Annotated in this window: 13 protein-coding genes; 4 read left to right on the top strand and 9 right to left on the bottom strand. The window is 68.4% G+C overall.

Annotated features, from left to right (window positions below):
• The first annotated feature begins 49 nt into the window (after window positions 1–49).
• On the top strand, window positions 50–1,015 hold the full coding sequence (locus tag ACFYRH_RS29185; RefSeq protein WP_387782044.1) for a GNAT family N-acetyltransferase: 966 nt from the start codon (window positions 50–52) through the stop codon (window positions 1,013–1,015).
• A 119-nt stretch (window positions 1,016–1,134) separates the two neighbouring features.
• Window positions 1,135–1,719, top strand: coding sequence for a hypothetical protein (locus ACFYRH_RS29180; RefSeq protein ID WP_387782042.1), 585 nt, complete (start codon window positions 1,135–1,137; stop codon window positions 1,717–1,719).
• A gap of 92 nt (window positions 1,720–1,811) precedes the next feature.
• On the opposite strand, the gene ACFYRH_RS29175 is transcribed toward ACFYRH_RS29180, so the two are convergent.
• Genes ACFYRH_RS29175 through ACFYRH_RS29155 form a run of 5 tightly spaced genes read right to left on the bottom strand, consistent with a single transcriptional unit; the run spans window position 1,812 to window position 7,255 of the window.
• Window positions 1,812–4,808 (bottom strand): UPF0182 family protein, encoded by a 2,997-nt coding sequence (locus ACFYRH_RS29175; RefSeq protein WP_387782040.1) that lies wholly within the window; start codon window positions 4,806–4,808, stop codon window positions 1,812–1,814.
• Entirely contained in the window at window positions 4,805–5,416 is a 612-nt protein-coding gene (locus ACFYRH_RS29170; protein ID WP_387782038.1) for a PPA1309 family protein, read from the bottom strand. Before ACFYRH_RS29170 ends, ACFYRH_RS29175 begins: the two co-directional genes overlap by 4 nt.
• 43 nt (window positions 5,417–5,459) lie before the next feature.
• Window positions 5,460–6,497 (bottom strand): PDZ domain-containing protein, encoded by a 1,038-nt coding sequence (locus ACFYRH_RS29165; protein ID WP_387782036.1) that lies wholly within the window; start codon window positions 6,495–6,497, stop codon window positions 5,460–5,462.
• On the bottom strand, window positions 6,494–6,799 hold the full coding sequence (locus ACFYRH_RS29160) for a hypothetical protein (protein WP_387782034.1): 306 nt from the start codon (window positions 6,797–6,799) through the stop codon (window positions 6,494–6,496). Before ACFYRH_RS29160 ends, ACFYRH_RS29165 begins: the two co-directional genes overlap by 4 nt.
• A 30-nt stretch (window positions 6,800–6,829) precedes the next feature.
• Window positions 6,830–7,255, bottom strand: a complete 426-nt coding sequence (locus ACFYRH_RS29155; protein WP_387782032.1) for a molybdenum cofactor biosynthesis protein MoaE — start codon at window positions 7,253–7,255, stop codon at window positions 6,830–6,832.
• Window positions 7,256–7,585: 330 nt separating this feature from the next.
• On the opposite strand from ACFYRH_RS29155, the gene ACFYRH_RS29150 reads away from it, so the two are divergent.
• Together ACFYRH_RS29150 and ACFYRH_RS29145 are read left to right on the top strand one after the other, a co-directional pair.
• Window positions 7,586–8,920 (top strand): zinc-dependent metalloprotease, encoded by a 1,335-nt coding sequence (locus tag ACFYRH_RS29150; protein ID WP_387782030.1) that lies wholly within the window; start codon window positions 7,586–7,588, stop codon window positions 8,918–8,920.
• 131 nt (window positions 8,921–9,051) lie between these two features.
• Window positions 9,052–9,579 (top strand): NUDIX hydrolase, encoded by a 528-nt coding sequence (locus ACFYRH_RS29145; RefSeq protein WP_387782028.1) that lies wholly within the window; start codon window positions 9,052–9,054, stop codon window positions 9,577–9,579.
• 811 nt (window positions 9,580–10,390) lie between these two features.
• Here the strand turns inward: ACFYRH_RS29145 and ACFYRH_RS29140 are convergent.
• The 4 genes from ACFYRH_RS29140 to ACFYRH_RS29125 form a co-directional block, all read right to left on the bottom strand.
• Window positions 10,391–11,023 carry a DUF2064 domain-containing protein gene (locus ACFYRH_RS29140; protein WP_387782027.1) on the bottom strand — a complete coding sequence of 211 codons (633 nt, stop codon included), beginning with the start codon at window positions 11,021–11,023 and terminating at the stop codon, window positions 10,391–10,393.
• On the bottom strand, window positions 11,020–11,427 hold the full coding sequence (locus tag ACFYRH_RS29135) for a winged helix-turn-helix transcriptional regulator (protein ID WP_387782025.1): 408 nt from the start codon (window positions 11,425–11,427) through the stop codon (window positions 11,020–11,022). Before ACFYRH_RS29135 ends, ACFYRH_RS29140 begins: the two co-directional genes overlap by 4 nt.
• Window positions 11,428–11,568: 141 nt before the next feature.
• Window positions 11,569–12,249 carry a response regulator gene (locus ACFYRH_RS29130; RefSeq protein WP_387782023.1) on the bottom strand — a complete coding sequence of 227 codons (681 nt, stop codon included), beginning with the start codon at window positions 12,247–12,249 and terminating at the stop codon, window positions 11,569–11,571.
• Window positions 12,250–12,416: 167 nt separating this feature from the next.
• Entirely contained in the window at window positions 12,417–13,103 is a 687-nt protein-coding gene (locus ACFYRH_RS29125; protein WP_387782021.1) for a response regulator, read from the bottom strand.
• Window positions 13,104–13,132: the final 29 nt, after the last annotated feature.

The following is a 13,132-nucleotide window of genomic DNA, read 5'->3' as shown; positions in this document are numbered from 1 at the left end:
GGGGTCAAAACCCGTGTTCGCCGGGCGCTCCGCGGCGTACCGTCCGGGTATGTCCCGACACGTCATCCGGCCGTTCGAGGAGGCGGATCTGCCGGCCGCGGCCGGTCTGCTCGCCGAGCGGCATCAGGAACACCGCAAGCGCCACCCACTGCTTCCTGCGGACTACGAGGACGACCGCCTCGCACTCGTCGAGGTGACGGCGGCCTGGGAGAGCGAGGGCGCGTCCGGAGCGGTGATGGTCGAGGGTGGCGAGCTCACGGGTTATGTCTTGGCAGCTCCCAAACCGTCCTCGGTCTGGGGTCCGAACATCTGGATCGAGGCCGCCGGTCACGCCGTCCGTGAGCCGGAACACATCCGCGACCTGTACGGCGCTGCCGCGGCCCGGTGGGTCGACGACGGCCGGACCGCGCACTACGTCCTGGTGCCCGACGATCCTGAACTGATCGACGCGTGGTTCCGCCTCGCCTTCGGCTCGCAGCACGCGCACGCGGTCCGTCCGGTCCCCGACACACCGATCCCGGCACCCCGAGATCTCGTCGTACGCCGGGCCGCGCGCGGGGACATCCCGGTACTCGCGGAGCTCGACCTCGCACTGCCTCGACATCAAGCGCTCTCACCGGTCTTCTCGGCCGGCGAGCTGCCCACTTTCGAGGAGGCGCTCGCGGACTGGGAGGAGTCGATCGACGACCAGGACTACGCGACCTTCGTTGCCGAGTACAACGGTCAGGTGATCGGGTCGTCGGTCGGGTGCTCGCTGGACAAGTCGAGTTCACACAACGGGCTTGCCAAGCCGGACAACGCCGGGTTCCTCGGGTTCGCCGCCGTACTGCCGCCGGCTCGTGGACTCGGCGCCGGCCGCGCGCTGGGCGAGGCGGTGCTGCAGTGGTCGGCCGAGACCGGCTACACGTCGGTCGTGACGGACTGGCGGGTGACGAACCTGCTGTCGTCGCGGGCCTGGCCGCGGCTCGGGTTCCGGCAGACGTTCCATCGGCTGCACCGGCTGATCGGGTACTGACGGCCCGGTTGTCCACAGGTTCGAAACCGCCTGTCCGGACGAGGGGTGATCGCTGCACCTTCTTGGACACGAAAGGCGTCTCGCAGCGGGCGAGGCGCCGCCGTACCCAGGAGGCAGCAATGTCGCGTTCAACGCTTCGTTCCCGAGTCGTGCCGTCCACCCGTCGTATCGTGATCGGGAGCGCAGTAGTCCTGGCCACCCTCGGGCTCACGACGACCGTCCCTGCCTCAGCAACCGCGTTCGCACCGTCAGCGACGTACTCCGCCGCACCTCCATCGACCGAGCAAAGGGCTGACACCTTGGACGGCTTCGTGATCGAGAACCTTCCCGACGGCATCGGCACGCCGAGCGACTTCGAGTACGAGTGGGAGGACGTGTCCTTCAGGAGCCGGGTCTGGGAGACCGGGCCCGACGACGAGGGCGCGTTCAAGGTCGACCTGACGCTGAAAACGCTGCGCGGCGAGAAACTCACCGATCTCGAAGCCGTGAAGGACTTCCTCGTCGAGTACGAGGAGAAAGAGCCGGGGTCCTGGCAGCTCACGCCGGTGAAGGTCGGAGGGTACGACGGTCTGTTCGCCGGCGACGAGGTGTTCTACTTCATCGAGCCGGGTGTGGCGGCCGAGGTGACGATCGATCACGACCGCTTCACCGACGAGGACGTGCTCGACACCGCGGCCGGGTTCCACCCGGAGAGCACCAACTGATGCCGTAGGCAACCAGCTTGGTCGGCCACAACGGGACGGGGCGGCGACGCCGACTGCTGTCGGTGTCGCCGCCCCGGGAAGCACCCTGTGGCTCAGCCTGTCGGTGAGCTCGGTGGCGTCGTGGACGGCGCCGGTGGACTCGCGGGTGTCGACGGACTGCCGGACGGTGTTGGCGTCGGCGTCGGGGTGGGTGTCACTACGGCACCTGCAGCTATCGCCTTGTCGACTGCCGTCTTCATCTCGTTGACGGCCTTCTGGTAGCCGGCGAGGTCGCCCTTCTTGAGGGCGTCCTGTGCCCGAGCATAAGCGGCCTGCGCGTCGGCCAGTGCCTGCTTGATCGTTGCGCTTGGCTGCTGCGTCGGCGGCGTCTTCGTCCCCGGCGGTTCCTCGCCGGTGTCGACGCTGGTGTTGAAGACCTTCGTCAGCGCCTCCTGCAGCGTCGAGCCGTAGGCGACACGATCACCGAAGGACACCAGGACATACCTCAGAACCGGATAACTGCCGGGCCCGCTGGTCCGCACCGAGTACACCGGCTGGACATAGAGCAGACCGCCACCCAGCGGCAACGTCAGCAGGTTGCCGTACTGCGCTCTTGCTCCGCTGTTCGGCTGGTTGATCGGAAGCAGTGCCTGTCTGATGCCTTCGTCGGTCTGGAACTTGTTGTAGACCTGCCCCGGACCAGGTATCTGCAGGTTGCCGGGTAGTCGCAGTATTCGGAACTTGCCGTAGTCCGGGGAGGTCGCCTCGGAATCCACGGCCATGAACGCAGTGAGGTTCTCGCGTTCACCGTTCGGTACGTACACCGACGTCAGCGAGAACTTCGGGTCGGTCTGACCCGGCATCCGCAACGACAGGTAGAAGGGAGGCTGGCTGATATGCGTCGACGAGTCACCACCGGACGACGACACCGCGGTCGGGTCGTCCGGAACACGCCACAGGTCGCTGTTCTGGTACCAGGTGCCCGCGTCCTGGACGTGGTACTTGGCCAGCAGGTCGCGCTGCACCTTGAACATGTCCTCGGGGTAGCGCAGGTGCGACATCAGCGCCGGGGAGATCGCCGACTTGGGCTTCACGGTGCCGGGGAAGGCCTTCATCCAGGTCTTCAGCACCGGGTCGCTCTCGTCCCAGGCGTACAGCTCGACGGAGCCGTCGTAGGCGTTGACCACGGCCTTGACAGAGTTGCGGATGTAGTTGATCTTCTCGCTCGGCTGCTGCGCGATCGTCCCGCGGCCGGTGGTGGTGTCCCGGGTGCTGACGTCCAGCGCGACCTTCTCGGAGTACGGGTAGTTGTCCGAGGTGGTGTAGCCGTCGACGATCCAGACGACCTGGCCGTCGACGATCGCCGGGTACGGGTCACCGTCGGGCGTCAGCCACGGAGCGACCTTCTCGACCCGCTCGCGGGGCGTGCGGTCGTAGAGGATCTTCGAATCGGCGTTCACCCGGCTGGACAGCAGGATGTTCGCATCGCGGAACTTGGTTGCGTAGAGCAATCGGTTGAAGAAGGATCCGACCTGGACGCCGCCCTTGCCCTCGTAGGTGTTCAGCGTCGGGTCGCCGCCGCTCTTGCCCTCCGGGGTGTCGAGTTCGACCGGCGAGGACCCCTTCGGTCCGCCGACGATCGAGTAGTCCGGCGACTGCTCACCGAAGTAGATCCGCGGCTCGTAGTCACCGAGCTGGCCGGTCGGCGGCAGGTCTTTCTCGGTCCAGACCGGCGTACCGTCCGCGGCGCGCTGGTTACCGTTCGCGGCGACGACACCGTAGCCGTGGGTGTAGACGGTGTGGTCGTTGTTCCAGTTGCGCTGACCGGCCGGCAGCCGGTCGACCTGGACCTCGCGTACGCCGATGACGGTGTCGTTGACCTTCTGACCGATCTTGTACCGGTCGACGTCGAGATCCGTCGGGAACGAGTAGAAGCCACGCACCTGCTGCAGCTGCTCGAAGGTCGGCCCGATCACCGTCGGGTCGATCAGCCGGATACCTGGGAGGACCTCGGCGTCCGCCGTCAGCTCGCTCGGCTTGGCCGTCGTGGCCGCCGTGTACTCGGTGATGTCGCTGTTCTCGAGCCCATAGGCCTGCCGCGTGGCCTGGATGTTCTTGGTGATGTACGGCCCTTCCTTCACCGGCTCGCTGGGCCGCACCCGCAACTGCTGGAGCGCGGCCGGCCAGAGTGCACCGAGAAGAATCGCCGACAGGATCAGGACAACCGTGCCGACGCCGGGGAGCAGCCAGGTCCGGCGCACCACGTTCGCGAAGAACAACAGTGCACAGAGCACCGCGATGACGGCCAGGATCTCCTTGCTCGGCAAGATCGCGTTGTCACCGGTGTAGGAGATACCCGTGAAGAGTCTTCCGTCCGAGGTCGTGAGGCCGAAGCGGTCCAGCCAGTAGCTGAACGCCTTGAGCAGGACGAGCAGACCAAGCAGGATCGAGAACTGCACCTGCGCCGCACCCGAGGCCTTCTGGCCCTTCGCGGACGGGCGGAAGCCGCCGTACAGGTAGTGAGTGATGATCGCCGCGACCAGCGAGAGCAGGACGATCGAGTAGCCGAAGCCGAGCAGGACGCGCAGCCACGGGTAGTCGAAGACGAAGAACGAGATGTCCTTGTTGAAGTGCTTGTCGGTGACGCCGAACGGGGTGCGGTTCTTCCAGGCGAGGAAGACCTTCCACTCTCCCGACGCTGCCGAGCCACCGAAGATCAGCATCAGGCCGGCGACGACGCCGACGGCGATCCGGCCGTGCTGCTGCAGCAGATCGCCGTACCTCTCGAAGCCGGGGCTCGGCGACGGGGCGAGCGCGACGCGCGGGCGGGTGCGGAACGCGACGATGATGTTCGCGACGACTGCCGCTGCCATCAGTACGCCGACGACCACGAACAGCAGCACCCGGGTCCCGAGAACGGTGCTGAAGACCGAACCGAAGTCGACGGAGCGGTACCAGAGCCGCTGGGTCCAGACGTCGGTGAAGACGCTGAAGAGGATCAGCAGGACGATCAGCGTGGCGATCGTCGGCAGCAGCGCGCGCGGACGGCCGCCCGTCCGCCGCGTTCTGCGGGGCGGCTCGTCCGGCATGTCGTAGACGCCGTCGCTCATGGTCGCTTCTCCTCGTCGTCACCCTCGACCGCAACCCCTCCGCCCGGCCGGCTGCCGGACGAAGGTTCGAATGTCAATGACAGTACTTCGCACAGCGTGGGGACCAAGTCGACACCGGTCAGCACCGCGCTGTCCTCGTCGTGGGCGCGCAGCCGGACGGCGCCGAACCGGTCACCCTCCCGGAGTACCGCGGCGACCATCCGGACCTCGTGCCGGTGCGGGTCGCTGCCGGCCAACTGGGCCAGCTCGGCATCGGATTCCACGCTGGAGAGACCGGACTCGGCCGCGGCCGGCAACACGATCCGTTCGATGGCCAGCGCGCAGCCTGCGACACCGTCGGGCCACTCGATCCGGCCGAGCGCGTCGGCCAGGTTGTCGTCCTCGAGGCCGCCGGGCAGTTCCCCCTGGGCGACCGGGGTGAGGGGCTGCGAGGCGTCCTCGGCGCCGAGCTGCGCGGCCAGGTTCGGCTCGGCGCGCAGCAGCTCGGCGGTCGGGACCAGGGCGAACAACTGCGCGGGCTGGTCCCAGCCCGCGCTGCTCACGTGCTTCTCGATCTCGACCACCGCGCGACTGAGTGCGTCAGGAGGCAGCGTGCCTACGAAATCCATGCCGGCAGATCATCCCTTCGGTTCGCCGGTACGTACGGGTGGCTCACTGGCTGCACGACGGAACAGCTCCCTTGCCGCTGGTGACCGCCTGCAACGCGCTGATCGCGTCCGTCAGCGTGCTGATCTTCACCAACTGGATGCCGTTCACATCCGCGTGCAGCGCGGCTTCACAGTTCGGCGCCGGGACCAGGAACACCGTGGCGCCGTCGTTCCGGGCGCCGGCGATCTTCTGCTGGATGCCGCCGATCGCGCCGACCTGGCCGAGCGCGTCGATCGTGCCTGTGCCGGCCACGTGCTTCCCGTTGAGGAGCGGGCCCGGCGTGAGCTTGTCGTAGATGGCGAGCGCGAAGGCCGTGCCGGCGCTCGGGCCGCCGATGTCCTGACCGAGATTGACGGTCACCTTCACCTGCGAGTCGACGCCGATCGTGATCCCGACCATCGGCCGGGTCTCCTCGCCGGGCGTCGCGGCGGTCTTCAGCTGGACGGTCTGCTCGGCAGTGCCGCGGCGGATCAGGAAGACGACGTTCTCGCCGACCTTGTGCTTACGGACGAACTCACCGACCTGCGGGACCTGGGTGACGGTCTGGCCGTCGACGGCCAGCACGATGTCGCCGGGCTTGAGCTTGCCCTGGGCCGGCGAGTTGTCGGCGACCGTCGACACCTTCGTGTGGAACGGGACCTTCGCGGCCTGCAGCGCGGCCGCGACCGCGCTGTCCTGCGAACCGGTCATCTCCGCGGTGTTCTGCTGCTCGACCTGGTCGGCGCTCTGGTCCGGCGGATAGATGATGTCGCGCGGAAACAGGTCGTGGTGCGGGTCGAGCCAGTTACGCATCGCCTGCGGGAGCGTCAACTGCCGGTCCGGGGAGGTCACCGACACGGTCGTCAGATCGAGCTGACCCGAGGTCGGGAAGGTTTCGTGGCCGGAGATCTCGATGACCGGCTTGTTCTTGGACGACCCCAGGGTGTCCTTCACGGGCCCAGGACTGAACGAGACGAACGGCACGGGGAACGCGGTCACCAGCCCGAGCGAGATGACAAGCACGACGATCGAGGTGACCAATGTGGCGGTACGACGTGTCACGAACCCTGCCCTGCGATCTCGGAGGCGGCTGCCTGGTTACCAGCCTCGGTGGAGGCCGTCCGGCCGCGGTTCTCGGTGGCGGCCGCCTGATGATTACGACGACCGAAGCCCCGGCGACGTTCCGGGGTGGCCCGCGGGCCGGGCGCCGCGAGAACGGCGTTGAACCGGCGGAACTCGTCGACCGAGGCGAAGGGGCCGCCGGACCGGCGCGGCTCGCGGCTGCGCCAGCCGCGCCACGCCGCCCAGCACATCGCCAGCAGCGTGGCGATCAGCGGGAACGCCAGCCACGCCAAAACCTTCACAGGGCCACCTTCATGGGCCCAGCGTACGGGTCAGTGAGCGCCGACCCACTCGCTGCCACCGTCGCTGAAGTGCTGGTGTTTCCAAATCGGGACCTCGGCCTTGAGATCGTCGATCAGCCGCCGGCACGCCGCGAACGCGACATCGCGGTGCGATGCGGCCACCGCGACGATCACCGCGGCGTCCCCGATCTTCAGGTCCCCGGTCCGGTGGACGGCGGCCAGCGCGGTCACATCCGGGTCGTCGCAAACACGCTGCGCAACCTTCCGCAGGTGCTCCAGCGCGTCCGGATGCGCCTCGTAGCTCAGCCGGTCGACGGGCTTGTCGTGATCGTGGTTGCGCACGCTGCCGATGAAAAGGGCAATTCCGCCCGCCGTCGGATCCGCGACAGCGGCCAGCACCTCGTCGCTGGACAGCGCGTTGTCACGAATGTCCAGCAGCCTGATCGCGTCGCTCATCGGTTCCTCATTCCGGCCGTTCCCCCGCCTTCACAGCACACACCATCCCATCTCCCACCATCCAATTCTCCCTCCCACCCTCCGTTTCCCGCACATCCCCTCCGTCCCGGCCGGGGGCGGCGCGGCATCTCGGCGTACCCGAGGGCTGCTGTGCGTGGCGTTCCGTGCACCAGGAGAGACTGTTGCCTTCCTCACCTACCTGGGTACTTCGCCGGTTCGTCGCTCTGCCTGCGGCGAACACGGGCGGTGATGCGTTCACCGATCGCGGAACTGATCGACGGAACCAGTACGTTGGAGTTGTACGCCCCACCCGCACAGGAAGGCCCTCCGATGAGCGACGAACCGGACAACCCGGACAACCCGTTCAAGGGAACGCCGTTCGAGGCCATGTTCCAGCAGTTCTCGGGTGCGGCCGGAGCGGGCGGCACCCCCGACCTGAACGCGATCTTCGCGCAGGTCCAGCAGTTGCTGAGCGGCTCCACCGACGGCAAGCCCGTCAACTGGGACCTGGCCAAGGACATTGCCCGCAAGACCGTCTCGGCCGCCGGGGACCGGTCCATGACGCCCGCCGACGGCGACCGGATCGCGGACGCGGTCCGCCTCGCTGAGCACTGGCTGGACCAGGCGACCACGCTGCCCGAGGTCTCTGCGACGTCCGCGGCCTGGAGCCGCGCGGAGTGGGTGGAGAACACGCTTCCGGTGTGGCAGACGATCGTCGACCCGGTCGCGGAGCACGTCGCCGGCGCGATGGGCAACGCCCTGCCCGCTGAGGCTCAGCAGTTCGCCGGCCCGATGGCCGGGATGCTGCGCCAGCTGGGTGGCTCGGTCTTCGGTGCCCAGGTCGGTCAGGGGCTCGGCGAGCTCGCCGGCGAGGTCGTGAGCTCCTCGGACATCGGACTCCCGCTCGGACCGACCGGCCAGGCGATCCTGCTCCCCGACAACGTGGCCAAGTTCGCCGAGGGCCTCGGGCTGGCCGACGAGGACGTCCGGCTGTACCTGGCGCTGCGCGAGGTGGCGCACCAGCGGCTCTACGCCGGGGTGCCGTGGCTGCGGCAGCACCTGCTCGCCGCGGTCGCCGACTACGCGGCCGGGATCGAGGTCGACACCGGCAAGATCGAGCGTGCGATGGCCGACATCGACCCGCAGAACCCGGAGGCCATGCAGGAGGCACTCGCGGGCGGCCTGTTCGAGCCCGAGGACTCCGAGCAGCAGAAGGCGGCGCTGGTCCGCCTCGAGACCACGCTCGCGCTCGTCGAGGGTTGGGTCGACGACGTCGTCCGCGAGGCCACGAAGGACCGGATGCCCGCCGCGGTCCAGCTCGCCGAGACGGTACGCCGCCGCCGCGCGGCCGGTGGCCCCGCCGAGCAGACGTTCGCGACGCTCGTGGGCCTTCAGCTCCGCCCGCGCCGCCTCCGCGACGCCGCCAACCTCTGGGCCGCCGTACGCGACGCCCGTGGCGTGGACGGCCGCGACAACCTCTGGTCCCACCCCGACCTGATGCCGAGCACCAGCGATCTCGACGACCCCATCGGCTTCGCCCAGCACGCCGGCGAGCTCACCAACATCGACATCACCGACTTCCTCCCCAAGGACGACGCCCCCGAAGAGCCGTCCCCCAAGGACGAAGACGGCAACAACCCAGACAAGAACAACCCAGACAGGTAGTCGTCACCACGCCAGGCGCTCTGGACCCGGGGCGAGTACCCGGTCCCAGGCGCTTGGCCCGCAGCGTGTACCCCCCATCCGAGTCTTCGGCTCGGGTTGTGGAGACTTGCGGGGTGCTTCATAGAGATGCGGTGGTGGTTCTGCAGGGGTGGCGTGCGCCTGACGCCGAACAGGAAGAGCTCCGTCAGCATTACCTGAACCACCTTGCGGCTCACCCCGACGGCATGTGGCGAAGCTGCCGCCCCGAGCACGTGACCGCGAGCGCACTGCTGGTCGACGGCGCCGGCCAGAACACTCTCCTGACGCTCCACAAGACCGTCGGCCGTTGGCTCCAGCTAGGCGGCCACTGCGAACCTGCCGACGCCACACTCGCCGGCGCCGCCCTCCGCGAAGCGACAGAAGAGTCTGGCCTAACGGATCTAACGGTCAGCGCCGAGCCACTACAACTGTCCCGCCACCTGATCGAGGCCGGCGGCTGCGCGGGCGCGTACCACCTGGACGTCCAGTTCCTGGTAACCGCGAGCACCAACACGGCGTACGTAGTCTCGGAAGAATCCCACGACCTCGCATGGTTCCCCCTGGACGCGCTCCCCGCAGGCACGGACCCCTCCGTCCAAGCCCTAGCCGTCCGCGCCCAAGAACACCTAGCAACCCGCTGACACCCTCCACCCCACCAAACTCATCACCACTCACGCACGAGGCCACCGCCCCATGAGGCGACCGCTCGCCCGACCGACCCACCTCCCCACAACAGACCACGCAGCAGTCCCCCTCACCCCAACTGCCCGCTAGTCCTCGTCCCAGCCTCCCCACGCGCCGCCATCCCCGGGCGTCAGCGCATGCCCCAAATCCCCGCCTGCGCCGCAATCCCCCCGCTTGCACTGCGTCCCACGCCGGCACCCGCCCCTCGCCACTGCGCACCTCGCCACTGCGCCCCGCAGCTGCGCAGACCCCCGTGGTGCCGAGTCTCCGCCGTGGTGCGTGTCCGCCGTGCTGGTCCCGCGTTGCCTTGCGGCCCTCCCGTTCTCACCCCGGCTTCCCCACCACGGCCGACGTACAGTCCGAATCAGCTGCCATCGTCCCCATCCGCTAACCCCACCCCCGCCCCTCACCCGACGAGGGCGGATGGCCCCGGGCGCTCGCACAGGCACCGGGGACTGCGAACAGGTCCTGGTGGGTGGGGAGAGGTTATTGCTTGTGTTTGGTAACCGGCAGGTGTTCAGAGTCCCGATTGGCGGCGGGGAGCGGGCGGGGGTGTTGGTGCAGTCCCCCGACTGCGTCACCCCGCGGTGTGGTGGTCCCCCGTGGTCCCCCGTTGCGGTGTTACACCGTGGGGTGGCCGCATCCCCCCGGGTGCGGCCGGTGCGGGGAGCTGAGGTCGGGTGCCGCCCCTGAACGGCATCGGCGATCAGCTGGGTCCCCGGATTTCCCGCTGCATGGTGAACGAGCCGGGGTGGAGAAGGTGACGGGTCAGGAGTGACGAAGAAGGGATCTTGTCGCGTTCCATCCTTCGAGGCCGGGATCCAGTCGCGCTATGTCAGCGTTCGAACGCAGACGGTGCCAACCAGGGCCGGTCGCGACCGCGTGGCGGCGGGGTTTGTGGGTCTCGAGGATGGACAGGGGTGTGTCGAAGGTCGGGGCGAGGTCGGCGATCCAGTTCGGGACGGGGTGCTTGAGGCCGATGGCGGCCAGGGAACCGTCTTCGGCGGGGGTGACGGCGATGTCGGCGTGGCTCAGGGCGCGGAAGAGCTTGCCGATGAGCAGTCCGGGCAGATCGGGTACGTCGTGCGAAACCGCGACGACCGCCGCGGCGGGACCGACGATCTCCACCGCATGCAGGATCGGCCGGTCGCTGTCGACGGCGTACGTCGGCGTTCCCGGCCAGGTCAGCGCGCTGACCTCGGCCACCGCGGACTCGTCCCCGCCGACGACCGCGACCGCTGTCTCGACGCGGTCGAGCGCGGCGAGCACCTCGTATGTGTCCTCCGCCAGCGCCAGTCGCCAAGCCTCGGGATCCCGCCCCGGCGGAGCCCACGTCCCCGTCGCCGGCACGACAACCACCACGACCCGGCGATCCTGAGCGGATGCGTCGGCGGCTGTCATGCGGGGGTGCTCACGTGGTCGTAGGTGGTGCGGGCGGCGTTGACTTGCGGCATGTGCGTTTCCGCCCAGGTCTTGATGGCAGCGATCAGCGGCACCAAGGTGCGGCCGAGTGGCGTGAGTTCGTAGTCGACGCGGACCGGTACCGACGGGGTGACCGAACGGGTCAGTAGGCCGTCGCGTTCCAAGGAGCGCAGGGTCTGCGTGAGCATTTTCTGGCTGACGCCTGCGATCCGGCGGGACAGGTCGGAGTACCGCTGTGGGCCGTCGGCGAGCGCTGCGAGGATGAGGGTGACCCACTTGTCGCTGATGCGGTCGAGGAGTTGGCGCGCGGGGCAGGTGGCCAGGAACGCGTCGTACTCGCGGGCCGCCTCATCGCGGCGCTGCGCTGCGGTGCGGGTGGGCATGGCTCTCCTCGTCGCGCGGTACGCACTCCGAAGCGCGTACTTCCCAGAAGAGAGTAGCTCTCCGAGAGTGGGTTCAAATCCAGGACAAGGAGAGAACCCCATGCGCGCAGCGGCGTACGCCGGCCGTCTGGTTCTGCTGCCTTAGGCCGGGATGCCGAGTTCCGGCGTGATCAGTCCCAACCGCATCGCGGCCATGATGGCGTTGGCACGGTTGGTCGCACCCAGCTTCTCGTACACGCGGGAGACGTAGGTCTTCGCGGTCGACAGGCTGACGAACAGCGTGGCAGCCATCGCCGGGACCGGGAGACCGGTGGCGAGCAGCGACAGCACCTCGAGCTCACGCGGGCTGAGGGCCGGACCCGTGGGTTCGATCACGGCCGGCGCCGGATCGGCGACGCGTCCGCGGCGAGCCAGTGCGCGGCCGAGACCGGTGGCGGTGAACGAGGCGGCCGCGACCGCGGCGTGCCGGATCGCCGCGAGTACCTCAGCGTTCGGAGCGGTCTTCTCGACAAAGGCGGAGACGCCGGTCTCGAGTGCTCGGAAGAGTATGTCGTCGCCGGCCTCTGCGGTGAGTACGACGATGCCCAGCTCGGCGTGCCGATCGCGGAGCTGTCGGGCCAACTGGAGACCGTCGGCGTCCGGGAGCGCCACGTCGAGGACGACGACGTCCGGCTGCGCGGAGGCGACGAGTGCCAGCGCCTCGGACGCGAGTCCGCACTCGCCGACGATGGTGATGCCGGCACCGGCGCCAACGAGTCGCGTCAGTCCGTACCTGGTCAGTGTGTGGCCGTCGACAACGACGACAGTGATCGAGTCTTCCATGACTGCCCCCAGAGAAATCCCGCCGTGACTCCCCAATCCAAGAGGTTCGAAGTCACCTTCTGTCACGATGATCGGCCGAGTCCTACAGTCCGTTACGGAATTCCCGAAGGTGCTTTCCACCGGAATAGTTGAGCGCTTGGTCATCGAGTTTCGTCGCCCGCTGCCGGTCACAGGAAAGCCGGCAGGTCCTGGCTGATCAGGCCGCGCTGCAACCCGAGCATCAGCGCCTGCGACCGATTGGTCGCGCCAAGCTTCTCGTACACCCGCGAGACGTAGGTCTTCGCGGTCGAGTGACTCACGTGCAGCGTGGCGCCGATCGCGACCACGGACACTCCCCGCCCGAGCATCTCGAGCACCTGGGCCTCTCGTGGACTCAACGGCGAGCCGCCACCGAGGGGCAAAGACCTGGGAGCCGAGACGCTCATTGATGCCCGGCGACGGGCGATGGCCGAACCCAGGCCGCTGGCGATGAACGAGCCGGCGGCCACAGCCGAGTGCCGGATCGCGACCAGGACCTCGGCAGCCGGGGCGACCTTCGGGACGAACGCCGAGACGCCGATCTCCAGGGCCCGGAACAGTACGTCGTCCTCGCCGTCGGACGTCAGCAAGACGATGCCGAGCTCCGGATGCCGGTCGCGCAGCTCCCGCGCGAGCGCCAGCCCGTCACCGTCCGGCAGCTTGCTGTCGAGTACGACGACATCGGCACGCTCGGCGGTGACAGCCGCGACCGCTTCGGCAACGAAGGCCGTTTCCCGAACGACCGACATGTCGGGCTGCGCAGACACCAGGTTGCGCAGGCCGTCGCGCGACAGCGTATGGCTGTCGACCACAACGATGTGGATGTGATTACTCATAGTCAACCTCCCCGTGACGCAGTTACCCT

Origin of the sequence: Kribbella sp. NPDC004875 (genome assembly GCF_042873375.1) — a bacterium.
GTDB lineage: Bacteria > Actinomycetota > Actinomycetes > Propionibacteriales > Kribbellaceae > Kribbella.
The sequence above is the reverse complement of the archived record's forward strand: the minus strand, read 5'-3'. Positions and strand labels throughout refer to the sequence as shown.